General features: G+C 44.3%; 16 protein-coding genes, 1 pseudogene and 1 riboswitch. Of the genes and pseudogenes, 6 read left to right on the top strand and 11 right to left on the bottom strand.

The features are described 5' to 3' along the window. Nucleotides 1–41: 41 nt before the first annotated feature. The 4 genes from K2F33_RS23155 (at nt 42) to xerS (ending at nt 7,542) form a co-directional block, all read left to right on the top strand. Nucleotides 42–1,073, top strand: a complete 1,032-nt coding sequence (locus tag K2F33_RS23155; RefSeq protein ID WP_263878774.1) for a phosphotransferase enzyme family protein — start codon at nt 42–44, stop codon at nt 1,071–1,073. A 205-nt stretch (nt 1,074–1,278) separates the two neighbouring features. Beyond that, a riboswitch (cyclic di-AMP (ydaO/yuaA leader) is annotated at nt 1,279–1,442 on the top strand. A 135-nt stretch (nt 1,443–1,577) separates the two neighbouring features. Further along, nucleotides 1,578–3,401, top strand: coding sequence for an APC family permease (locus K2F33_RS23150; protein ID WP_263878773.1), 1,824 nt, complete (start codon nt 1,578–1,580; stop codon nt 3,399–3,401). Nucleotides 3,402–3,688: 287 nt separating this feature from the next. Beyond that, complete coding sequence (locus K2F33_RS23145; RefSeq protein WP_263878772.1) at nt 3,689–5,953, top strand: glycoside hydrolase family 3 N-terminal domain-containing protein; 2,265 nt, start codon at nt 3,689–3,691, stop codon at nt 5,951–5,953. Between the two features lie 518 nt (nt 5,954–6,471). Next, nucleotides 6,472–7,542 carry a tyrosine recombinase XerS gene (xerS, locus tag K2F33_RS23140; protein ID WP_089547395.1) on the top strand — a complete coding sequence of 357 codons (1,071 nt, stop codon included), beginning with the start codon at nt 6,472–6,474 and terminating at the stop codon, nt 7,540–7,542. Nucleotides 7,543–7,640: 98 nt separating this feature from the next. On the opposite strand, the gene K2F33_RS23135 is transcribed toward xerS, so the two are convergent. From K2F33_RS23135 to K2F33_RS23090, 10 genes and pseudogenes are all read right to left on the bottom strand, one after another. After that, nucleotides 7,641–7,916 (bottom strand): NHL repeat-containing protein, encoded by a 276-nt coding sequence (locus tag K2F33_RS23135; RefSeq protein ID WP_263878771.1) that lies wholly within the window; start codon nt 7,914–7,916, stop codon nt 7,641–7,643. A 521-nt stretch (nt 7,917–8,437) separates the two neighbouring features. Next, nucleotides 8,438–10,309, bottom strand: a complete 1,872-nt coding sequence (locus K2F33_RS23130; protein WP_263878770.1) for a M56 family metallopeptidase — start codon at nt 10,307–10,309, stop codon at nt 8,438–8,440. Beyond that, nucleotides 10,309–10,719: a BlaI/MecI/CopY family transcriptional regulator gene (locus tag K2F33_RS23125; RefSeq protein ID WP_089547399.1), complete on the bottom strand. Its 411-nt coding sequence runs from the start codon at nt 10,717–10,719 to the stop codon at nt 10,309–10,311. Before K2F33_RS23125 ends, K2F33_RS23130 begins: the two co-directional genes overlap by 1 nt. A gap of 226 nt (nt 10,720–10,945) precedes the next feature. After that, the gene (locus tag K2F33_RS23120) at nt 10,946–11,686 is read right to left on the bottom strand and encodes a hypothetical protein (RefSeq protein ID WP_263878769.1); all 741 of its coding nucleotides are present in this window, start codon (nt 11,684–11,686) and stop codon (nt 10,946–10,948) included. Nucleotides 11,687–11,901: 215 nt separating this feature from the next. Beyond that, complete coding sequence (locus tag K2F33_RS23115) at nt 11,902–12,390, bottom strand: GNAT family N-acetyltransferase (protein WP_318671150.1); 489 nt, start codon at nt 12,388–12,390, stop codon at nt 11,902–11,904. 162 nt (nt 12,391–12,552) lie between these two features. Then, nucleotides 12,553–13,929, bottom strand: a complete 1,377-nt coding sequence (locus K2F33_RS23110; RefSeq protein WP_318671148.1) for a UDP-N-acetylmuramoyl-tripeptide--D-alanyl-D-alanine ligase — start codon at nt 13,927–13,929, stop codon at nt 12,553–12,555. Between the two features lie 449 nt (nt 13,930–14,378). Beyond that, nucleotides 14,379–15,842 (bottom strand): amidase family protein, encoded by a 1,464-nt coding sequence (locus tag K2F33_RS23105; RefSeq protein ID WP_263878766.1) that lies wholly within the window; start codon nt 15,840–15,842, stop codon nt 14,379–14,381. Between the two features lie 184 nt (nt 15,843–16,026). Continuing rightward, nucleotides 16,027–16,272 (bottom strand): annotated as a pseudogene (locus K2F33_RS23100) (CD3324 family protein). Nucleotides 16,273–16,661: 389 nt separating this feature from the next. Next, nucleotides 16,662–18,140: an amidase family protein gene (locus K2F33_RS23095; protein WP_263878765.1), complete on the bottom strand. Its 1,479-nt coding sequence runs from the start codon at nt 18,138–18,140 to the stop codon at nt 16,662–16,664. A gap of 326 nt (nt 18,141–18,466) precedes the next feature. Next, nucleotides 18,467–19,204 carry an alpha/beta hydrolase gene (locus K2F33_RS23090; protein ID WP_263882432.1) on the bottom strand — a complete coding sequence of 246 codons (738 nt, stop codon included), beginning with the start codon at nt 19,202–19,204 and terminating at the stop codon, nt 18,467–18,469. Between the two features lie 984 nt (nt 19,205–20,188). Here K2F33_RS23090 and K2F33_RS23080 point away from each other — a divergent pair. Together K2F33_RS23080 and K2F33_RS23075 are read left to right on the top strand one after the other, a co-directional pair. Continuing rightward, the gene (locus K2F33_RS23080) at nt 20,189–21,355 is read left to right on the top strand and encodes an MFS transporter (RefSeq protein WP_263878763.1); all 1,167 of its coding nucleotides are present in this window, start codon (nt 20,189–20,191) and stop codon (nt 21,353–21,355) included. A gap of 44 nt (nt 21,356–21,399) precedes the next feature. Next, a complete protein-coding gene (locus tag K2F33_RS23075; RefSeq protein ID WP_263878762.1) occupies nt 21,400–22,320 on the top strand; it encodes a pyridoxamine 5'-phosphate oxidase family protein in 921 nt (306 codons plus the stop codon). A 476-nt stretch (nt 22,321–22,796) separates the two neighbouring features. Here K2F33_RS23075 and K2F33_RS23070 read toward each other — a convergent pair whose 3' ends face one another. Then, the gene (locus K2F33_RS23070; RefSeq protein WP_263878761.1) at nt 22,797–23,126 is read right to left on the bottom strand and encodes an ester cyclase; all 330 of its coding nucleotides are present in this window, start codon (nt 23,124–23,126) and stop codon (nt 22,797–22,799) included. Nucleotides 23,127–23,284: the final 158 nt, after the last annotated feature.

Genomic DNA, 23,284 nt, shown 5'->3' with positions numbered 1-23,284 from the left:
TAACCGCGCTACGTGATGTAAAGGGGAAAGGGGAGAGCGAAGTGAGGCAGTCTTATCGAATGGACGAAGGGGCTTTTGTGCATCACTTGAACGAAGCTTACGGAATTGCTGCCCGGAGGCTTATTTTTATCCCTTATGGAGATTCGGCCTATTCTTACCGGGTGGAGGGAGAAAATGGAACGCGATACTATCTGAAACTGTTTGACCATAGCAATGACAGCCACCGCCAAAGCATCCTTCGCTGCAGGCGTTATGTGCCGTTTATGTGGGAATTGCATCAGACCGGCCGATTTATGGAATTGCCTTGTCCATTCCGAACCTTAAGCGGTGCTTTTCTGCTTTCCCTTCCTGATTGCACAGCGGTACTGTTTCAATTTATCGAAGGAGAAACCTGGGCTGAGGCTTACCCTTTTTCCAAGCATAACTTGGAGCGTGTTGGACAGCTGGCGGCGCGAATTCGGCAGTTGACTCCTTTCACTACCACATCCGGCCTTGCGGTTGAAACGTATGATATCTCCTTTTCCGAACGTTTGATCCAATGCCTGGAGCAGCTTGAGCATCTTCAGCCCGGTTCAAGTCCAGCTAGCCAGCTGCTGCGTGAGCTTGTTATCCCTCAGCAAACGCGCATAACCGAGCTGTTGCACCAGATCACAGGGGTTCGTGAACGTCTCGTACTTGACCCGGCCCCCAATGTGCTCTGTCACGGTGATCTGTGGGGAGGGAATCTGATGGAGACCGCAGACGGACGGCTTGTCGTCCTGGACTGGGAAGCAGCCATGCTCGCGCCCCCAGAGCTGGATATCGTGGGGTATATCGGGGACGGACTGGGTCATTTTCTCAAAGGGTATGAGCAGGAACTAGGTCAACAGATGGAGCTGAACCCGGATTTACTGCGTTATTATGCATACCGCCATCATTTGAGAAACCTGACCCATTGGTGCATGAATATTTTGCAGCGTGACCTGGAGCCAGACCAGCTGGATAACGACCTCGAAATGGTCCGGCATCACTGCTTGAACCGGCTGGATACCGTAGAGGCTTCGCTGAGGAATGCGGCGGATCGAAATATATAGAAGTCCGATATGAATTTAATAGCGTAAACAAGCGATATGCACAGCTACAGCCAGAAATTAATAGAGTGCCGCCAATGTAAGCGTTGACATGAAGTTCTTTTGAATTTTTTCATACGTATCTCAAACCGTTTGCTTCTTTACAGCAGGCATCCGGAAGGAGTAAGATTCAATTCGTAATCGTGAACTTGTGAACCTGAAACGTAGTACTCCTTGATCGCTGAATTCTGAAATCAGGAGCGGGGGAACCAAAGGGAGGAAGCTAAGCCTTCGTCCCAGGGGTGAATCACTTGATCTTCATTTATTGAGTGTAGGGATACTTTCGGTCCCGAATCCGTCAGCTAACCTCGTAAGCGTTATGAAAGAGGGATTTGTCGTGCGCGTAAAGCCACGGGAAGGTCCAGCTTTCCTGCGGCTTTTTTTGTTGTGCCCAAAAAGGGTTGAACACGTGTCTAACGGGTACATCATGAGCATTTCAACTCTAACACTGGCGGTGACAAACATTTTATGGCAGCATTGAAAAGACTTTTGATCGGACGGCCGCTGAAGTCTACCGAATTGGGAGAACAAAAACTGAATAAGAAAAAAGCTTTGGCCATTCTATCCTCCGATGCGCTTTCGTCCGTAGCGTATGGGCCGGAGCAAATTTTGCTGGTTCTGGTCACGGTCAGCACGGCGGCGTTCTGGTATTCGATACCGATCGGAATCTGCGTACTGATTTTGCTGGCTGCACTCATTTTATCCTACCGGCAGATCATCTTCGCTTATCCGCATGGCGGCGGCGCTTACGTCGTTTCCAAACAGAATCTGGGAATCTATCCCGGGCTGGTGGCCGGCGGATCGCTGCTGGTAGATTACATTCTGACTGTTGCGGTCAGCGTTTCGGCGGGCACGGACGCGCTGACTTCAGCGTTTCCGGCGCTGCATGAGCATACGGTGGGGATTGCCGTCACCTTCGTCATCCTCATTACGCTGCTGAATTTGCGGGGCGTCACCGAGTCCGCCTCCATCCTGGCTTATCCGGTGTATCTGTTCGCCTTCGCGCTGTTCATTTTGATCGGCGTTGGTATGTACAACATCGTGACAGGTCACGTTTCACCGCATTTGCATACGCCGGTCGGGACGCCGGTGGCGGGAATCAGCCTGTTCCTGCTCTTAAAAGCTTTTGCCTCGGGCAGCTCCGCTCTGACCGGGGTCGAAGCGATCTCGAACGCCATCCCGAACTTCAAGGATCCGGCTCCGAACAATGCGGCCAAAACCTTGATGGCAATGGGGATTCTGCTGGCTGTACTCTTCTCGGGCATCGTATTTCTTGCTTATTATTTGGGTATATCCCCAAATCCCCAGGAGACGGTCGTATCCCAGATTGCCAATCAGACGTTCGGACGGAATTTTATGTACTTTTTCATCCAGGGCACGACGGCACTGATCTTGATCCTGGCGGCCAACACCGGATATTCGGCGTTTCCGCTGCTGGCGGTCAATTTAGCCAAAGACCGGTTTATTCCCCGGATGTTTACTGTCCGCGGTGACCGTTTGGGATATTCGAACGGAATCATCATCCTTGGGCTACTGTCCATCATGCTGATCGTCGCTTTCCACGGACAGACGGAACATTTGATCCCACTGTACGCGGTAGGGGTATTTATCCCTTTCACGCTCTCGCAAACGGGAATGATCGTCAAATGGATCCGGGAAAAACCGCAGGGTTGGGTGACGAAGCTCGTCATCAATACGATCGGCGCGCTGATCAGCTTCACGGTGTCGGTGATGTTCTTCGCAACCAAGTTTGCGCAGATCTGGCCGGTACTGATCTTTTTGCCGCTGATCGTGTATCTGTTCCACCGGATCAAGAAGCATTATGAGGCGGTTGGCGAGCAGCTGCGGCTGTCGACGTGCGAGCCGGCGGTACCGATCGAAGGCAATGTAATCATTCTCCCCGTTTCGGGCATTACGCATGTCGTGGAGCATTCCCTGAATTATGCGAAGTCGCTGGCGGCGGATCAGATCATTGCGGTATATATTCCGTTTGAACGGGAAGAAGAGAACCGGTTTGAGGAAAAATGGCAAAAATGGCGGCCCGACGTGCGCCTTGTGACGCTGCATTCTCCGTACCGGAGCATCATTCATCCGCTTAGCAAATTTATCGATACGGTGCACCGGAAAGCCAGCGAATCCAACTACCAGGTCACAGTGATCATTCCGCAGTTTATTCCAAAGCGGAGCTGGCACAATCTGCTGCACAACCAGACGAGTTTGATGATCCGGACTTATCTTTTATTCCGCAAAGATGTTGTTGTGACAACGGTACCGTATCATTTAAAAAAATAGCGATTCAGATGGTTCAAACCATTCGTAATCAGGCCCCGGCATCTGTGCCGGCGGTCTTTTTTTGCGTAAAAGCAGCGGATATATATGATGGGAAAGAGTAATCCCGTGGGAGTAATGGCTTGAGTGTAATGGCTTGAGTGTAATGGCTTATGAGTAAGGGCTTATTTCCTGCAGAGTAGGGGATCCGTATATTTTCACGATGTGCAGGGTGTCAAAGGATTAACGCAACAAAAATTCATCCATTGCGTCTAATCAACGTATATAGAACAGCAACAGGGGTGGAACAGATGAATGGGAAACTAATAACGATATTCGGTGCCGTACTCGGTTCTGTGCTCGTATGGGCAGGAAGCGCAGCTGCGGAAGAACGATTTAGCGATCTGCAGCACTCGAAGTGGGCGGAAGACGGCATCACCTATATGGCCGAACGGGGAACCGTCGCTGGATACGGTTACGGGAAGTTTATGCCCGAAAGGCAAGTCACAAGAGCGCAGGCCGTTACTTTCATGGTGCGGGAGCTTTATCCGCAGGAGCTGCAGCAAGAAGCGGGCGGCGGCATGACCTATACAGATGTGCCTAAGAACCATCCTTTTTATCTTGAAATTGCCATTGCCGCAAAACATGGGCTGGCCAGCGGATTTCCTGACAGCACCTTCCATCCGGATGCACCGATGAGCCGTGCCGAAACGGCGGCGTTTCTTACACGGGCCTATTCACTCGTAAAAGGCCAGCAACCCGTAACAATAACGGATACAGCAAAGCATTGGGCGGCAGCGCCTATTCTCATCATGAGCTCCAACGGATTGATCGGCGGATATTCAGATAGCACCTTTCGTCCAGACCGATCTGTGACGCGTGCGGAGTTTGCCGTATTTATGTCACGGGTCATTCGCTTCGAACGTCAAGGGGCCATTCAGGCACAGGATTGGGATAAGCTGATGTCCTACATGACGGTCAGCGAGCAGGTCGGCCAAATGCTCATGCCAGACATCAGGCAATGGAACGGGCAAGTGACGACTACGGTCAATGAAGGAGTCAAACGCAGCATCCATGATCAGGATTTGGGCGGACTTATTCTTTTTGATAAAAATATCGTAGACGCTCGGCAGGTCACCACTTTGACGCATGATCTGCAGATGGAGGCAGGCGACATTCCGCTGTTCCTTGGCATCGATCAGGAAGGCGGGGTCGTTAAACGAATCCCCGGAGGTACGAATCTGCCGGGTCAAATGGCGCTCGGCGCAACCGGAGATACAACGCTCGCCGAAGCGGCCGGACGGCTGACCGGGGAAGAGCTAAAGGCGCTCGGGCTTCAGGTCAATTTTGCTCCGGTGCTCGACATTAACAGCAACCCGGATAATCCGATTATCGGGATGCGGTCGTTTAGCTCGGATCCGGATTTGGTGACACGACTGGGTCTCGCAGAGATCCAAGGACTGCGGCAATCGGGAGTGATCGCGGCGGTCAAGCATTTTCCAGGCCATGGTGATACGGTAGTAGACTCCCACTTGGGAATGCCGGTGCTTTCGCATGATCAGGAGCGGCTCGATGCCGTTGAGCTCAAACCGTTTCGGTCTGCCATCGATAACGGAGTAGAGATGATCATGACCGCACATATTGCGTTTCCAGCAGTAGACAACGAACACGTCACATCACTTAAGGACGGAAGCAGCGTACCGATCCCTGCTACGTTATCCAAGAAGGTGCTGACCGGGCTGCTCCGGGGGGAGCTTGGATATAAAGGCGTCATCATTTCCGATGCCTTCACGATGAATGCGATCGCGGAGCATTTTGGCGAAAATCAAGCGGTGGTACGTGCCGTTTCCGCAGGTGTGGATATCATCCTCATGCCGCAAGACCCGGCAGCCGCGCACCAAACGCTGGTGAACGCGGTGAAGAGCGGGGCGATACCGATCGAAACCATCCATTCGTCAGTGAAACGGATTTTGGAGCTGAAAGCGAAATACGGTTTGTTTGACCGCAGCGAAAGCCTTACAGAGCAATTGGCTGCGCTTAATGGTGTCATTGGTTCCGAGAAACATCGTACAGTGGAGCGGGACATCGCAGAGCGAGCGGTCACCTTGTTAGCCGGCCGTGACGGTGCGCAGCCGGATTCCATTCGTCAAGGCGATCGGGTTGCGATTGTCGCAGCCGATGGGGAGCAGGCGAAGCAGCTCGAGAGACAGCTGAAGCAAGCCGCAAATAACCTGTCGCTGAAAACAGTAACAGCCCTAGTCGGGCAAGGAAAAACGAATGAGGCACTTCAGGCGGTGGATCAAGCGGATTACGTCATCCTGGCTTCATATCAGTTCCGTAACGTGGCCAGTCAATTTGGCTGGGCCGATTATCAAACGTTGATCGATGAGATGAACAAACGTAACAAGCGTTATACGCTGTTATCGCTGGGCAATCCATATGAAATGATCTACATTAAGAACATACGTTCGGGGATCGCAGTTTATGGTAAGCAGGAGCCAAATACAGCCGCCGGGATCAAAGTGCTGCTAGGCCAACTGAAAGCCGGCGGGGTGCTGCCGGTGACAATGAAGTAATTTGTATCAAGATGGTGGTTATTTGGCCTAACCGGTTTTAAATGGTGGGTTAAATAAAAACAACTTAGCAATATTTTAGCCGCGCGTAAGCGCGGTTTTATTGTACTTTTTTAAGTGGACGGATATAAATGATCAGGCTCATTATTATAGGAACGGTTTAGATAAGATGCTGTCCATGAGTATCAGCGGTGCAAATCTATAACTGGGCGATTGTTCGATGACGTAAGATTTAAATTAAAAAGCTAAGCCAACTGACACTAACACTAATGTACAATGAAGATCATTCATATGATGAGTCTAATTGATAATAAGTATCTTATCGCGGAGCTTTTTGGAACTTGGGTATAGAGGATGTGATGGAATAAGCGCCGCATACTGAGTAGTGACTAGTGACTAAGATGACTAGATGAATCTGTAAGGAGGTGCGTGCCATCTTTATAATTTATAATTACGTAAAATAATAATTTGACGAATAAATATATATAAGTTATTCTGTACGTAAGGAGGTTTAGCAATAAATGGATAAAAACACGAAGCTGCATTACATGAAACGCGTTGACGATAAATGTGCGGAGCTTCCTTGGTACGTGACCGAATACATCGATAGCCGCAAACGCAAGCTGTCGCACACGACGCTGCTGAATTACTGCCACGATTACCTTATTTTTTTTGATTGGCTTGTGGCTGAGAAACTGGCTGGGGATGATCGCAAAGACATTGAATTGAATGTTCTGGAATCACTAACCGTGCGCGAAGTCGAAAATTTTCTATCATTTCTGGAGTATCAGCTGGGCAACAACAAATACACGATCAACCGGAAATTGTCGGCCTTAAAGTCGTTGTTTGATTACCTGCAAAACAAGGCTGAAACGTCGGACCTCAAGCCGTATATTCAACGAAATGTGATGGCTAAGATCGACTTTAATTCCATTAAGGAAAGCCAAGAAACTGTGGCGAACCGCATTGAGGGCAAAATTTTACGTGAAGACGATTTTGAGAAGTTCCGGCAGTTTGTGGCACATGATTTCGGTGAGCTGAACAAAAGCAACAAACGTATGGTCCGGTTCCACGAATTTAACCGTGAGCGGGATACGGCCATCGTATCGCTGATCCTCGGGTCAGGACTGCGTTTATCCGAGGTAGCGGGAATCAATATTGAGGATTTGGATATGAACAAAGGCCAAGTGCGCGTACTGCGCAAAGGCAACAAGGAACAATATGTATATTTTAGCCAGCAAGCCTTATTAGACCTGGAAAGCTACTTAAAAATCCGGGAAACGCGATATGTACCAGAAAAATCGGAAAATTACTTATTTATAGCAGCGCCAATCGGCCGCAAAGGTAAAAGCCGTCGGTTAACACCGAGATCGATTGAAAAGCTGATCGAAAAATACGCTGCAGCGTTTGGTAAACCGGCACTAACGGTGCATTCCTTGAGACATTCCTTCGCAACCCGCTACCACCTGGAGAACAACGATGTGCCGAGGCTGAAGAACCAGCTTGGACATTCATCGATCCAGACGACGATGATCTATACACATTTAACGGATGAAGAGATGAGAAAAGCCGTTAACAATATGGATAAGTGATGAAAGTAGTGTGAATATATAAAAGTAGAAAAATTGGCCGTCATCCGGCCGTTTCTTTGGTGCTTTTTCACAAAACTCGTATTTTGTACATATATCTACTAATCCGCTATCGCCGATTTCATGCCTTCCGCCTGTCCTAAAGAGAAGGTTTCAATTTCACCGGAAATCGGGGAATATGCAGCCCCTTTCCCACCCGGATAACCGCTCATGTACAGCTTGCCGTCCGGCCCTTTCTCCAGCGTCTGAATCGGAATCGGATTACCGGAGAACGGGTAGGTAACCGACTTGACCTTCTTGGTCTCCATATTCATGTAAGCCACCGCTCCCGTCAATCCCCCCCTCTTGATCAAGGCCATCACGATTGCTATCACCATGATCCTCATTTTATTACCATTACGGTCATTCGCTCTGTGGTTGGTTAGTTTATTGTGCAATTCACCAACTCCAAGCGAGCATCAGACTTCGTAGGCTCTTTAGTATAAAAACTGCTTTACTTTTTAGTAAAGCTACATATTTCCATAGGCTGTTGATTTTCTGCTGCTGGCAATTACCTAACCCTGCGCATGAATCTATAAAGAGGAAAATATTGTGTGGAAAATGCTAAATGGGTAGAAAATACATAAACGTATGAATGTACTGTCGTAGGTGATATAGTTAGATACTTCTCTAATCGGTAATCGGCTCATGTTCTTGTCCATTACGGCAATCGGTACAAGTTCTTGTCCTGGGCTCGGGACAAGAACTTGTACCGATAAGACAAAAAAGCCGCTAAAATAGCGACTTTCTATGTTCTTGTCCCTCGACATAACTCGAACAGCATTATAAAATAACCCATGCAATCCTATTTCCAGACTGCATGGGCTTTCCCGCGCAAGATCAAAGCTTGCTCAAAATATTACTTCTGCACCGCTTCTTTCAGAATTTCGACCTTCTGATCCTTGGACATATCCCATGTGGTTGAAATGCTGTATTCGAAGCCACCTTCATGCCAAAAAACGTATTTTGGATAGATATGTGCCGGTAATTCATCCTCAAAGAAACCTTTTTTCTTGCTTCCTTCTGAGTCCAACGTATATTTCGAAATGGCCAGCGTATCTTTCCCGTTCGTATATTCAAGACGGATGGTTGCCGCCTCTTTCCAGTCTATCTTTTTCGCATAGACGGGTTTACCGCTCTTCTTGCCTTCGGCCCTTACTTCATCAAGGAATTTTCCTTCGGTTGGACCTTCAATTCTTGCTTTGGAAAACTTATATCCCTCCGGCAAGTTGGCGGGCTGCTTCAGAATGGAGCCCTCGAGCGTAGCAGCACTTTTCAAGTAGTCCTCGTAAGCAGAGAATGTTTCTATCCCTCCCCAATAACTTAGGTCGAATCCGCTGTTAGGATCCTTATATTTATGATACAGAACGTACATATCGCCTGTCTCTTCACTAAGTTTCTTCACTCTATTGGTCTCATCTTCGATATACTTTTTTTCCTCTGGAGTTAGAGCCTTGGCTGCAGCTACTGCTTTATTTCGCGCCTTTTCCAGTTCTGTCTTGTAAAGCTCGCGGTCTATATTTCCCTCGGGATAGATCATATCCGGCACAGGATTCACAACAGCTTTTGAATCCTGTGCCGATTGCACGGGAGCCTTCGGTGTTACGCTCCCTGAATCGCTTTCCTTAGCATTAACCAATGTCACGCTGCCAAGCGCAATAATCATCCCCATAGCCAGAATGGACAGGCGGTATGATTTTTTGTGAAAATGTTTAATCATCGTAAGTCTCCTTTTCATTTGTTTATGTGTGGCGGACAAGCCGGCAAGCCCCGGTTGGCGTTGGTTTCCTGAATAATGCTCCAACACATGGATGATCGTTTGTCCGTATGCATTGTTTTGCTGCGGGCTCATCCGATTCAAGGCGCATGCATCGCAGGCCATCTCCTGATCCTGTCTTGCTTTACGTACGGCTAGCCATAATAACGGATTAAACCAATGAATGATCAGGATGATATGCATCAACCAGTTCACGGCGACGTCCCGCCGCTGAATATGCGCGAACTCATGCGCCAGAATATATTGAAGTTGATCTTTTTTCAGCGTAATGAGCAGACTGGGCGAAATAACGATCGCCGGATTGCGAAAACCGACCACGGCAGGCCCGGGAATTCGCTCGCTGGCCACAAACTGCACGTTACGCTTTACGCCTATTTGCTGTTTCGTCTCGTGAAACACGGCCGATAGAAGAGGCATATCTATTTTTCGACCCGTGCGCAGAGCTTGTTTCAATCGAAGCTGGTCGCATACCGTTTTCGCCGAAAAAAGCAGCACACCTGCAAGCCAGACCGACATCAGCGTATTGGCGAAGCCTATTTGCTTGAACCCATTCCACCAAAATCCGCTCTCCTGCACAGGTCCCGACTCAAATGCAGGTACTTCCGAAGTTCCGCTTGCTTCCGGGTTTGTAGAGCGCTCAACATGAACCGTTGCCTCGCCTCTTCTCCCCGCTTCCTTCCAACCCGATGAAGCTTGAGTTTGTTGATGAATACCGGGCGCTATGGCCTCCAGGGACAAAACATTGTATAGGCTAAGCGAGGATTCCGGGGCCCAAGGGAGCAGCAGGCGAATGGCCACGGGAAGCCAAAGCCAATATTTCCATCTGGCTCCAATCTTGTTTCTCAATAGAAACTGCAGGATCAGGACAAGTACAATCAGGATGAAGGCCATGAACGATCCGCGAATCACCCAGCCGAAAAAAGACGATACATTCTCAAGCAATGTAAGACTCATCAGGGCTCTCTCTTTTCTGTTTCCCCGTCGCTGCGGTTTTCGTCAAACAAAGCCTTTAAATCCTCGATTTCTTGTGCATTTAGTTTCTTATCCTGCAGAAAGTTAGCCAGCATCGGCTTTAAAGCTCCCCCATAGAGTTTTTTCATGAAGGATTTGGTTTCGGATTGCAGATACTCCTGCTCGCTGATGATCGGAAAAAATAGTTGGGTGCGCTTTGAACCCTTTTCCAGTTTCGCACCCGCTGCTTCCTTCTGCACCAAACGAGTTAGGAGCGTCCGGGTCGTATTGGGGCTCCACCCCATTCGATCCGTCATTTGCTTTACGACCTCGCTGGAAGGGCAGTCGCGATTGGCCCATAATACACGCATAACTTCCAGTTCTGCATCCGTAATCGGTGGTATTTGATTCATGCATAAAACCTCCAAAGTCAATGTACTCAAACTACATATGTAGTTACAATACACATGCTACAATTGTAGTTTAGTAATGTCAACTTGTATGTGAGAGCGTAATATTCTCGTTTTTGTTACACACAAAAATGTATCGCACGTCTGCGGTCATGACGATCTCCAAAAGAACCCATGTAATCGTATTTTGGAGCACCTGTTCGAGAAGACCTATAGCTAAATTAATATGTTATTTTTTCACGGCTGCTTTTAAAATTTCAATCTTCTGTTTCCTGGACATATCCACAGATGAGGTTGAAATGCTGTATTCGAATTTGCCGCCATCATTCCAAAAGACGTATTTTGGAAAGACATGTGCCGGCAGCGTATCGTTATAAAAGCCTTTCTTCATGTTTCCCTTCAAATCTACCGCATACTTGGAAAAGCCCAGCGTGTCTTTTCCGTTCGTATATTTAAGTCCGATCGTTGCCGCCTCTTTCCAGTCGATCTTTTTCACATAGATGGGCTTTCCGCTCTTCTTACCTTCGGCCCTTACTTCATCAACGAACTTTCCTTCGATCGGAGCTTCAATGACTGCTGTTAAGAACTTGTATCCTTTTGGCAGGTTCGCAGGCTGCTTCAAGATCGATCCCTTCAGGGTAGAGGCTTTTTTCAAGTAGTCCTCGTATGTTGTGAATTCATGTATCCCTCCCCAATAACTAATATCAAATCCGCTATTTAATTGGGGGTATTTATAATACAAGACATACATATCGCCAGACTCTTGGCTCAACTTCTTCACTCTTTGGATCTCATTTTCGATAAACTTTTTCTCCTCTGCAGATATAGTCTTAGCTGCTTCGGCCGTTTTTTTAACAGCGGCTTCTTGGACTTTCTCGGAGGATTGCGTCTTCGCCGCGAGGCTGACGGAAGAACCCATTAATAAAATGCTGCTTAGTGTCGCGATTGCTACTTTCGTTGCTGCTTTCACTTGGTAATGCTCCTCTCCTATAATTAAATTTTTATTTATTTTTACAAACTACAGTTGTAGTTGCAAATCAATACTACAACTGTAGTTAATTAATGTCAATACGGTTTGTGCAGAAATTTATTTAGTTTTCGTTAAATACAAAAAAAGCCGCTAGTCTAAGCGACTTATAAGGGGACCAACCGTGTTTAGTTTATTTATTGAGCTATCGTGTCCCGTTAGTTTAATCGTAAGACCATTGAATTTTCATCCCAATATTGATAGCCACTTTTTAGGGCGTTCCGCTCTGTTCCGTAAGTTACAAAACCGAAAGACTCATAAAGCCGCTTTGCCGCGTTATTATTTGAGATGACCGTGAGGTTAATCTGCTCAAGACCATCACACTGTTTCGCCTTACTAATCAATTCTTGAACCAAGGATTTGCCTGCTCCATTTCCTCGAAATTCAGGCTGAACATACATAGCATAGATATTGCCTTTATGTACGGTTTTGGGGTTACTTTCCCTTACAAAGGTTACGATACCAATGAGTCCACTATTGATAAAAGCACCTAAAGTAAATCGATTATGAGAAGCAATGAGATTACGTCGTAGTTGCTCAATTGGTTTATCTTTTTCAATTTCATACGTAGTCAAAAATGCCTCAGGATTTTCCTTCAGAGACTTTAACCTTAACTCACGATATATTTCTGCATCTTGTGAATACAAAATACGAATCTCCACTTATTCACCTCGATATTCTCACATTTTAAATCATATTCAACAACATTTTTGTGATATCCTACCCGTTAGCGTAAAAAAATGGAGCAGCTGCCGCCGGCAAGACTGCTCCCCTATTTGTTGAATTAAAGTATTCCGTAAGTTTAGTGATTACTTCATTAAGAATGGGATAATTGAATCAATCTGTATCCCTCTTGATGCTTTTAACAAAATCACATCATTTTTCTTAATTGCTTGGTTTAGTGCATTTGCCAACCCCATTTTATCTTTAAATGTTTTTACCGCACCTGTTGGATATCTCTTTATTGCTTCTGATGCAATATGGTAACTAAGATCACCGAATGTATAAATATAGTTTATTTTATCCGGATCAAGGTTTTTACCAATGACTCGGTGGAACTCTTCTTCATGATCACCAAGTTCAAGCATATCACCAATGACTAAATGCTTATCATTATAACCCGTCAGCTCTTGAAAAGTCTTAATTGCTGCATTAACCGAATCCGGACTAGCATTCCATGCATCATTAATTATGGTAAATCCCGATGGTAAAGTTATCTTCTCCAATCTCATATCAGGCATTTTTAAATGAAGAAATCCTTCATTAATTTCTGCTGGGTTTAAACCCAATCTTAGAGCAATCGCTATTGTAGCAAGCGCATTATTGATATTATGGGCACCGAGAAGTGGAATGTAATAATTATCGTTTGCAACAGAGAAGTGGGAACCATTGGAGTTGGATTGCGCATTCTCGACGCTCACATCATTAAAATCCCCATGACCAAAACTAATGGTCTCTAACGAGCTATTTTTTTGAATTCTATGGAGCTCTTTAGTTATTAATGGCTCGTCTCCGTTGAAAACAAAACATCCACCATTCTTTAGACCAGTAACGATTTCCAGCTTTGCGGCTGCGATTGCTTCTCTGGAGCCGAGGCTTGATAGATGGGAAACACCTATCATTGTAATTACACCTATATCAGGGTTGGTAATACGAGAAAGTTGCTCGATTTGCCCTCTTTCACTCATCCCCATCTCAATGATTGCAATTTCAGCATCTTTTTTTATCCCTAATATTGTTAGTGGAACACCTACTTGACTGTTTAAATTCCCCTCTGTTTTATATACTCGGAATTTTGTCTGCAAAACAGAATTTAGCATTTCTTTTGTAGTTGTTTTACCATTGCTACCCGTAACACCAATAACTTTGACTTGTAATTCTCGTCGATATTGTGCCGCTAATTTTTGCAAAGCTGCTAAGCAATCATTTACATAAATTAACGGTAGGTGAACTGGTGGGTTAGGGTGATCCTTTTGCCAAAAAGAAGCAGTCGCTCCTTTAGATATTGCTTCATTAACATAATTATGCCCATCTAACTCTCTTATAATTGGGATAAATAAATTACCTGGCTTTACGGTTCTGGAGTCAATAGACACTCCTTGAATCAAAAGTCCCTCAAACTCCAAAGATAACCCATCGCCTTCAGACATTCGTTCAATAACTTTGAGTTCATGAGTAATCATCATTACACCACCAACTAAATTCAATTTTTAAAGCAGTGCTTTGAACCCTAATACTACCTAATCTAGATAATGCCATGTGTGAGAAGAGATCAAAAGATCCATCACTAAGGTTTTTTCGTTAAAGTGTGGTTCTTAATCAACTATCCTCCCTTTAGTTGTGAAAAGTCTGCCGGTCATCTCTATACGATGACCTCCATATATTCAGTTAAGGATTCCCAACACCTTGATGTTCTTACACAAACATGCTGTTGCGCTAACCTGCCCGTTAGCTTAATAAAATGATCAGGCTTCTGTAGCCTGCTCAACAATAAGTTTTATTGAACTAACGTTTCCCGTTAGTTGAAATAATCCAATCTAATTATTTTAATGCACAAATAAGGTGTGAACGATGTTTTATTGTAGTCCCCAATATAATGAGTGTTTCTTTAAGAATAGAATATAGCCTTAGCTTTTTATTGCTTTAAATTAGGCATTCTCCTGTGCTTTGTTTTTTGTTCGAATGCATATGCAATACGAATTAGTGTCGGTTCACTAAATGCCGTTCCTGCGAATGTGATCCCAAATGCTTTTCCACTATCTTGGAATCCTGCAGGCACTGCTATAGATGGATAACCAGCTTTAGCACATAAATCAGCTCCGACGTAAGACGGAAACAGGATTGCATCCAATCCATACTTTTCTATAGCATGATCTATGCCCATATTTTGTGAGTGATATAAATCAGAGATGGACTCAAGAATGTAATTCAAACTCTTTAACTGATTTTCTTGTTGTGATCGATACTTCAATGCATCCTGACCATATTTCAATGCCTTCTCTGCATTCTGTTCATTCCATTCGATTAACTCTTGCAAAGTATTTGGTAAATGAGATGGAGTATTTTGTAAATAACGTTCAACAGAATATTTAAATTCGATGTTCATTTTGTTATATTCCCAACCTCTATTGAACGATGGAATTTCTATTTCGTCTATTACATTGGCGCCGGAGCCCTTAAGTATTGCCACAGCATCATTAAATAATTTTTCATCATACTCTCCAATGTCACAATATTTCTCAGGCGGAATGTTCCTGAAAATTCCTATGGTTGCTTTACTTAATCCGTCTTCATCCAAACATGCAGTATAGTCCAACTTAGAACTTGCATTTTTCCAAGTAGCTGGATCACTTTCATCTTTTCCCGAAAGAACACTTAATAAGATCGCTGCATCAGCAACAGTTCTTGCCATTGGTCCAGCTGTATCCTGAGAATAACTCCATGGAATAATTCCTGATCGACTTACTAAACCTACGGTTGGTTTTATACCAACAATAGCATTCTGTATAGATGGGCTTAGAATAGAAGCAGATGTCTCTGTACCAACGGCAACTGAAGTAAAATTCGCCGCAACAGATGCAGCAGAGCCCGTACTAGAACCACCTGGGAAATAATCTCCATAGGGATTCTTTGTTTGTCCTCCTATTGAACTGTATCCAGCCCACATTGATGCTGACATACCATTTGCCCATTCTGTCATATTCGTTTTTCCAAGAACAATTGCACCTGCTTCCCTTAGTTTTTGCACAAGGAAAGCATCCTTCGCACTAACATGGTTTTCCAAAGCTAATGCACCTGCACTAGTATGCATTTTATCATTTGTTTCAATATTTCCTTTCAATAATACGGGGATACCATGTAAAAGACTTCTTACTCCAACTAATTTTCTTTCTTGATCTAATGCTTCAGCAATAAAAATCGCATCTGGATTCATTTCCATAATTGAGTTGATCATGGGTCCACTCTGATCGAACATTGCTATCCGATACATGTAATACATCACAAGTTCTCTTGATGTAACTTTCTCCTTTTGCAGTGTATCCTGCAACTCGAATATCGTTGCTTCTTCTAAATAATCAAATTTATTAAAATGTTCCATGTTTAGCACCTACTTTCGATTCTGGGTAAAATTTTTATTCAATCTTGACAATTCCTATGCTTAATTTATACATTTGACTGCATTTAATATATATAAAAAACGATTATTATTCGTATTGCACATAAAAAGGTTTGTGGGTTTAACCCCACAAACCTTAATTTTAGCTTTTTTTTGAGTACACAATTTATTTGATACTATCATGGGAAAGACTGAACAGTTCAGAGAGCTGATCAATCGTTGATCCATCATGGAATCGCTGGCGAATCTCGTCGTTTCTGATGTTCAGATAACTTCTGTTGCCTGACTTTTCTCCCCACTTTTTTCGAGACCCTTATGCGTTAGGGATGTATATCATTCGACCTTCCACATACTTCTGTATTTCCTTAAGCAAATCTTTTGGCAGAATAGCATCAGCGCTTGTATATTTCAAAATAGATCTTCTCCTTAAAATAATATATAGAATTTTAAGGTAGCAAAACCTATACTATAAACTGTTTTCACCAGATCAGTATGTTGAAAACGTGCGGTGATTAAGCTCCATACAAATAACCGCTATGGTCATAATATAGACTTTGCATGGAGCTTGACATTAGCGACATAATTATTCAACCTTTACCCTCCTTTAACTGGATACTTGATAACTAAATATCCTATGGAATCAGATTAATTCCTCCTTAATATAACATTAAGCTCTTGTGTCATCTTTTATTAAACTATCGTTTCCCGTTAGCTTAATCACGCGATGGTTAAGTCCAACCCCATGAACGTTCAGTATGTATTTGATAATTCCAATGGTGTGAATTAGAAACAGTAATTACATCAATTCACCAGATCTGGCGGACGACGGATTAGTGTTGCCTGCTCAAAACTATAGGCGATGCTGATTAGCGTGGGCTCACTTAAAGCCCTCCCGGAAAAGACAACACCAAATGGCCCCTGCGTCGAATCGCCATCAGCATCAATTGTTCCTTTTGCTGAATAACCGGCGGGCACCGTAATAAGGGGATACCCTAACCGGGCAGCAATGTACATGCCATCAACGTCACCAGGTAACATTAAAGCATCTAAGCCGTGTTGTACGAGTACATAGTCAATCCCTTGCGTTACAGCCGGATGGTTATATTCTTGTCGTTTAAGTTGATATGTTGTCTCGTTTAGCGCATTTTGTTCCGAACGAATCAGATTATCTTGGCCAAACTTCAATGCGGATGCAGCGTGTTTCTGATTATAAGCTATCAGATCTTGAAGAGAATGTACGGGCAGATCCGAGTTCAACTTTGATAAATAGCGATTCAGGCCTGTTTTGAATTCGTAGCAGATAACATCATTGTTCCATGGATGCTGTTCCAAATAGAGGTCCACAGGATCGATAACTGTAGCACCTTGCTCACGCAGAACATTAATGGCGAATTCCATGATGGAAAGTCTTTCTTTATCCAAAGACCGATAGTAATGTCTAGGAATCCCAATTCGAGTTTTACACAGAAAGTCTCGGTCTAGATAAGTTGTGTAGTCATGAAAAGTACGATGTGTGCTAGTCCAAGTTGCCTTATCGTTTTCGTCAATCCCGACGATTGCCCCAAGTAGAATCGCTGCATCAGTGACTGTCTTTGAAATCGGTCCTGGCGTATCCTGACTTATAGAGATTGGGATAATTCCGCTGCGACTCGCAAGCCCTACAGTAGGTTTTATTCCGACGAGAAAGTGTTGGCTGGCCGGCCCAATAATCGAACCTGCGGTTTCTGTTCCGATCGCTGCTGCTGTCAGGTTCGCCGCTACGGCTGCAGCCGATCCTGAACTTGATCCGCTGACGAAGATCTTGCCAGGTCCATATGGATTCAACACATATCCTCCTCTGGAACTGTATCCAGCTGGCATACGATTGGACATAAAGTTCGACCACTCGGTCATATTGGCCTTACCTAGAAGAACAGCGCCAGCAGCCCGGAGCTTTGCGGCTACGAACGCATCTTCAGGAGCAAACGACTCAGCCAATGCGATTGAACCAGCGCTCGTATGCATCCGGTCGTACGTATCGATGTTATCCTTTAGCAGGATTGGAATTCCGTGCAGCGGCCCCCTACTACCTGTTGTATTTCGCTCAAGGTCAAGATTCCTTGCTATTTCAAGAGCATCTGGATTGATCTCTAATACGGCATTGATCAGAGGATTATACCTATGAATGCGTTCGATATATGCAAGGACGAGGGCTTCGGATGTACATTCACCCGAAGACATTGCCTTTTTCATGCTCACCAAATCGGCTTCCTGAATCCAATCTTGTAAGTTAATGCTCATATATTAAAATACCCCCGGTACTGGTAAATTTTCGGACAACAGTAATATGGTAACATGCTGCCTTGCCAAGGGTATAGGTAAAGTTTTGATTAGATAAGAATGTATCGGTTGGGCATCGCAGTAGAGCTTGTATTTTCCCGAAGGTTAATGTTGTATCTAAAGTAATCTGCTCTTGTCCCCCGACAGCATCTTATACGATTCTGCAGATCACCGGGGATCCCTTCCCGCTGCCGGTCAAAATCGTGCTGCCGTAGGTATAGCTGCAGCACAAAAGGCCCCTCTTTCCGCTCTGAAGAATGAACTTCAGGCGGCAAGAGAGGCCTCTTTTACCAATTTAATTGCTTGAGGAAAGATAGTATGTCTTCATGAATTAATTTCTGGTCACTTCCTAGTGTCATCAAATGCTCAGAATTAGGATAACCGTGAATTGATTTATTATTTGTAGACACTCTATCATGTATATAATGTGCACTTTCTTTATACAAAGATTCGTCTAACTCTCCGTACAAGATCCTTATTGGTTGATTAATTCTATCTAACTCTTTCATGGTCTTGTCAATATAACTTTTAAAATGGATTAAACATGGAGTTGAAGACTTTTCCAATTCGTCCACTTCTCTGGATATTTCTTTTTCATCTTTTCCTTCAAATTGCTTAAAAGCTCTTGCGTATTTGATTAGCCGATCTTTTAACGAACTCATTTCTTTTTTATATGGTACAGACATGGTTACGATACCATTAACATTGAATGTTTTTCCTACGTCTAAAGCAAGTATTCCCCCTAAAGATATACCTATAACCGCAATTTGCGCATGACCCTCCTTGATCAAGAAGTGATACCCTTTTTCTACACTCCTCCACCATTCCAACGGACTGGTGGAAATTAATTCTTCAGGAGTTAAACCATGACCTTCATAAACAGGGGCATAACATGAAAAATCATGAAGGTTTAAGAATTTCCCCAGTTCTTTTACATCACGAGTATTGCTTGTAAAAGAATGTAATAATAATACCGCTTGATCTCCTCCTTTTAGGAAGAAGGACTTGGGTTGAACTATCTTCATCACGGTCTTGTCACATCCAATATCTCATGGTTTACCTCTATCTTACCACTTACCATACCTCTTGGCGGCCATCTTTATTAATTATATACTAGTCGATCCAAAAGTCCCTGACAAGGGGGCACGGTTCAACTTAATATATGGAATGACTGATTTATAATTTAACTGAACTGGAAAACTGCTCATGGTTTTTTTATTCTTCTGTAAGGGATGTGTCGATAGATGATAACCTTTAGAGACAAAACATATCGCTGCACCTCGGAAATTATACTAGGCTTAGTTAGCGGTAAAAATTACGCTATCCTGCCAAGTTCTTGTCCCTCGACTCGGGACAAGAACTTGTACCGATAAAACAAAAAAGTCGCTAAATTAGCGACTTTCAATGGGACTATGTTCTTGTCCCCCGACACATCGCTTGGAATGTTGATTCCCGCGGCTATTAAATCCAATACAAAAAGCTCAATGGAACAGTTGTAGTGTTCTTCCGCTGTTCCATTGAGCTTTTTTGTGATTTCCTGTCTCCTCCTACTCAATGAGCTCAGGCTTCACATTGAGGACGATCCCCATCAAACCAGGGAATAGTTGTTCTAGCTCCTCCATACGGATCGAATAGAAATGTTGTGTCCCATCGATCCTCAGTTTAGTCACACCTGCCTCCCGAAGGATTTTGAGATGATGAGTTAATGTGGATTTTGGCATTAAATCTTTAAAAACTGCACAGTTCTGCTCGCCGAGATCATTTAGCGTTAAAACCATTTGTATACGCCGAGGGTCACTTAGCGCATTCAAGACCGGCAACAATCGAATATCGCTCACATTAGGTTGATAAGGTTTTCTCATAGACAAATCATATCACAGGAAGATCTTATTATCAATATCCTAAAAGATTAGTACAATAGTTTTTTGTTGACAACAAGCATGCCATTATGTTTTATTTCTATTGTACTAATATATTGGTACATAAATACAAAACATAGGAGTGGGAACATGTCTCGTTACAAATCATTTATTATCTTCATTCTTGCATTCGGTGTATTTGGTATCATTAACACCGAAATGGGCTTTATTGGTATTCTGCCTCAGCTGGCTAACCGTTTTGACATTCCATTATCGCAAGCGGGATTACTCGTCAGCTTATTTGCTCTGGCGGTGGCGATTTCCGGACTGTTTATGCCTTTGCTTCTCTCGGGAATAAACAGCAAAACGTCCATGTTACTCGTCATGGGACTATTTTCAATTGCTGGGTTTGTTTCCGTTTATGCACCGACCTTCGAGGTGCTCCTCATCGCGAGAATTATCCCGGCTTTTTTGCACCCCGTATTCTTCTCTGTTGCTTTCGTTGCTGCGGCTAATTCCGTAAGCAAAGAGTACGTTACGCGCGCAAACTCCAGAATATTCATGGGTGTCACTGCCGGAATGGTCATCGGATCTCCCATCGCTACTTTGCTCGCGGACGTTCTAACACTGCAAGCATCCCTTTATTTCTTTGCCATCATTAATGCGATTACGTTTATTGCCATACTGATCTTTATTCCGTCTATGCCTGTAAAAGAAAAACTGACGTATGGTTCTCAATTAGGGGTATTACGTAAACCTGTTGTATGGATCAGTATCATCACCATGATTATATTAAATGCCGGAATGTACGCGACTTTCAGCTTTTTTGCAGAGTTTCTAGACGGAATCACTGGCATGTCCGGAAAACAAATCAGCCTTATGCTGCTGGTTTTTGGAGCAACGGGATTCATTGGAAATATATTATCGGGCGTCTTGCTGCACAAACGCGCGATGCTAACGGCATTGGTTTACCCGATTATCTTCGGGATCCTCTACCTGCTGATCTATGTGTTAGGAGATTACTCTATCCCAATGACCCTATTGATTGCCGTATGGGGAATGTTGTATACGCTGGGGCTCAACCTCTGCCAGAATTCGATTACTACCGCAGCATACGAAGCGCCCACATTTGCGAACGGCCTCTTCATAGCGTTCGGGAATCTTGGAATATCTTTCGGTACTTTTGTTGGCGCGGCATTCATCAACGATTTCGGGACGAGATCGATTATCTGGGCAGGTATCTTGTTCATGGTTCTAAGTTTTGTGTTTATCGCTGTCCGTGCAGTTCGTTACAGCCCAAAGAAAGCACAGGCCTAGATGTTATTCAATGATTCTGCAATCCGCGAAGGAGGAGTAAGTCGATGAGCGTATTCCATGAGGGTGAACGTATGGTTCAGCAAAGAATTGGTGTGCAGGCGACCGCCGATTCGATTGGGAGAATGGTTCAACCTTTTATTCCTCAAGGATTCGATTTGTTTTTGGAGCAGCAATCTATTGTGGTTATAGCGTCAACGGACTCGACAGGTTCATTGTGGGCGTCTCTGATCACTGGATACCCGGGCATGATCCAAGTGAAGGATCCGAAGACGATAGAGATTTGTACCCAATTTGTGCTCCAAGATCCATTTATCTCAAACATTAAACACAATGGCAATGTAGGTCTCATCGTTATTGACTTTGAACACCAAATTCGGGTTCGAGTTAACGGGAATGCCGAGTTTACGGATGAAAATGCTCTACGAGTTGATGTCGAACAAATTTATGGAAATTGTCCGAAACATATTCAAATGAGGAGCCTGACACCGATTGATCGTCGACTCGGACCTGTGCAAACATTCGGAAGACTGGGGATACTGACCCCGGAACAAAACCGATGGATTCGCGAAGCAGATACGTTTTTTATTGCCAGCAGCGGCCCCGAAGGAAAAACGGATGCTTCGCATCGCGGGGGCAATCCGGGCTTTATAAAAATGTTGGATGATGACGCATTGGTTTTTCCCGACTACAGAGGGAACATGTTGTTCAATACGCTTGGCAATATTCAGATTAATCCCAATACAGGAATCTTGTTTCTCGATTTCAATATGGGCAGAACGCTCCAACTTACTGGACGATCATCAATTGTTTGGGAGGTTAGTGGGGAAGAAAAGTTGAGATTTCCTGGAGCACAGCGTCTGGTCGAATTTCGAATTAATGGCGTGATCCAAACTGAAAATGTCATTCCTTTTGACTGGAACTTCTTAGGCTACTCTCCCTACAACCCAAGCAGCCCCATCATATAGACAGCAAAAAGCCTATCAAGAAATAAATCGAATGCTGTGCTGTACCACGGTAATTACAATTAAAAAAGCCTGCTTACATCGGTTGGGGACTGACCCCCAATTGTGAGACAGGGATCAAATCACCTTTCAAATTAGGTAGCCAGTCGCCGGAAACCAATCGACGACTGGTGATTTAGGTTCGTTTGTGTGTCTTGTTCCCTCTACAATGACAGGATCAGCACAAAGTACAATCTAGACAATGTTTTCAATTCGCCATCCTCTGTGCTTATTGACGAGCTTATTTTATCCATTTCAAATGGACTACAGTTCCAGTTGATATACTTCCGAGTAGTGAAGCTGGTTTTTTTGATCATAATCCACATTCTGTCCGCTATAAATTGCCCGTTAGTTGAGTAAAGCCTGCCAGTCAAAGTGATCGGCTGGCTTCTTGTTTTTATTGAGCTATCGTATCCCGTTAGCGTAGTGATAATCTGGCATTACATCTCAGAACCTGTCCACATTTCCTTCATTTTACCATCCTCTATTCTCACAAACCACATAACTCGTGATGTGGATTCTCTCTCAACGATGCCACGTACTGCCACAAGGTCTCCTTCGCTCAATATGCTTTCAATTGTAATTCGGAATTCCGGGTATACTTCTCGAACTTTCAGCACTGCTTGTTTGACACTTTTTGTTCCAATTACTTCTGGATGCGCATGATCCATCCATTTAGGGGAAAGAACTTCGTCGGCGATCGTCACATCCCCCGTATTCCACATCTTCAAGTAACGTTTTACAAGTGCTTTATTGACATCTATGTTCATTTCGACACCTCTAATATTTGTTTGTTTAAATAAAGTACCAGATATTGGGAATACATGAACATTTTTTGTTTGAATCCTGCCCGTTAGCCTCCCCTGCCCTGCTGGGCACCATAGATGATGAAAATTAGACTCATATAGCCTGTGTCATGGAACTATCG

It is taken from the genome of Paenibacillus sp. PSB04, from assembly GCF_025809195.1.
GTDB lineage: Bacteria > Bacillota > Bacilli > Paenibacillales > Paenibacillaceae > Paenibacillus_AQ > Paenibacillus_AQ favisporus.
Note: the sequence above shows the minus strand (reverse complement) of the source record. Positions and strands in the feature narration are given on the sequence as shown.

Coding starts and splice junctions, on each gene's coding strand:
- K2F33_RS23150 (WP_263878773.1), top strand. CDS start 1,578: ATGGCAGCATTGAAAAGACTTTTGATCGGACGGCCGCTGAAGTCTACC.
- K2F33_RS23145 (WP_263878772.1), top strand. CDS start 3,689: ATGAATGGGAAACTAATAACGATATTCGGTGCCGTACTCGGTTCTGTG.
- xerS (WP_089547395.1), top strand. CDS start 6,472: ATGGATAAAAACACGAAGCTGCATTACATGAAACGCGTTGACGATAAA.
- K2F33_RS23135 (WP_263878771.1), bottom strand. CDS start 7,916: ATGGTGATAGCAATCGTGATGGCCTTGATCAAGAGGGGGGGATTGACG.
- K2F33_RS23130 (WP_263878770.1), bottom strand. CDS start 10,309: ATGAGTCTTACATTGCTTGAGAATGTATCGTCTTTTTTCGGCTGGGTG.
- K2F33_RS23125 (WP_089547399.1), bottom strand. CDS start 10,719: ATGAATCAAATACCACCGATTACGGATGCAGAACTGGAAGTTATGCGT.
- K2F33_RS23110 (WP_318671148.1), bottom strand. CDS start 13,929: ATGATGATTACTCATGAACTCAAAGTTATTGAACGAATGTCTGAAGGC.
- K2F33_RS23105 (WP_263878766.1), bottom strand. CDS start 15,842: ATGGAACATTTTAATAAATTTGATTATTTAGAAGAAGCAACGATATTC.
- K2F33_RS23095 (WP_263878765.1), bottom strand. CDS start 18,140: ATGAGCATTAACTTACAAGATTGGATTCAGGAAGCCGATTTGGTGAGC.
- K2F33_RS23090 (WP_263882432.1), bottom strand. CDS start 19,204: ATGAAGATAGTTCAACCCAAGTCCTTCTTCCTAAAAGGAGGAGATCAA.
- K2F33_RS23080 (WP_263878763.1), top strand. CDS start 20,189: ATGTCTCGTTACAAATCATTTATTATCTTCATTCTTGCATTCGGTGTA.
- K2F33_RS23075 (WP_263878762.1), top strand. CDS start 21,400: ATGAGCGTATTCCATGAGGGTGAACGTATGGTTCAGCAAAGAATTGGT.
- K2F33_RS23070 (WP_263878761.1), bottom strand. CDS start 23,126: ATGAACATAGATGTCAATAAAGCACTTGTAAAACGTTACTTGAAGATG.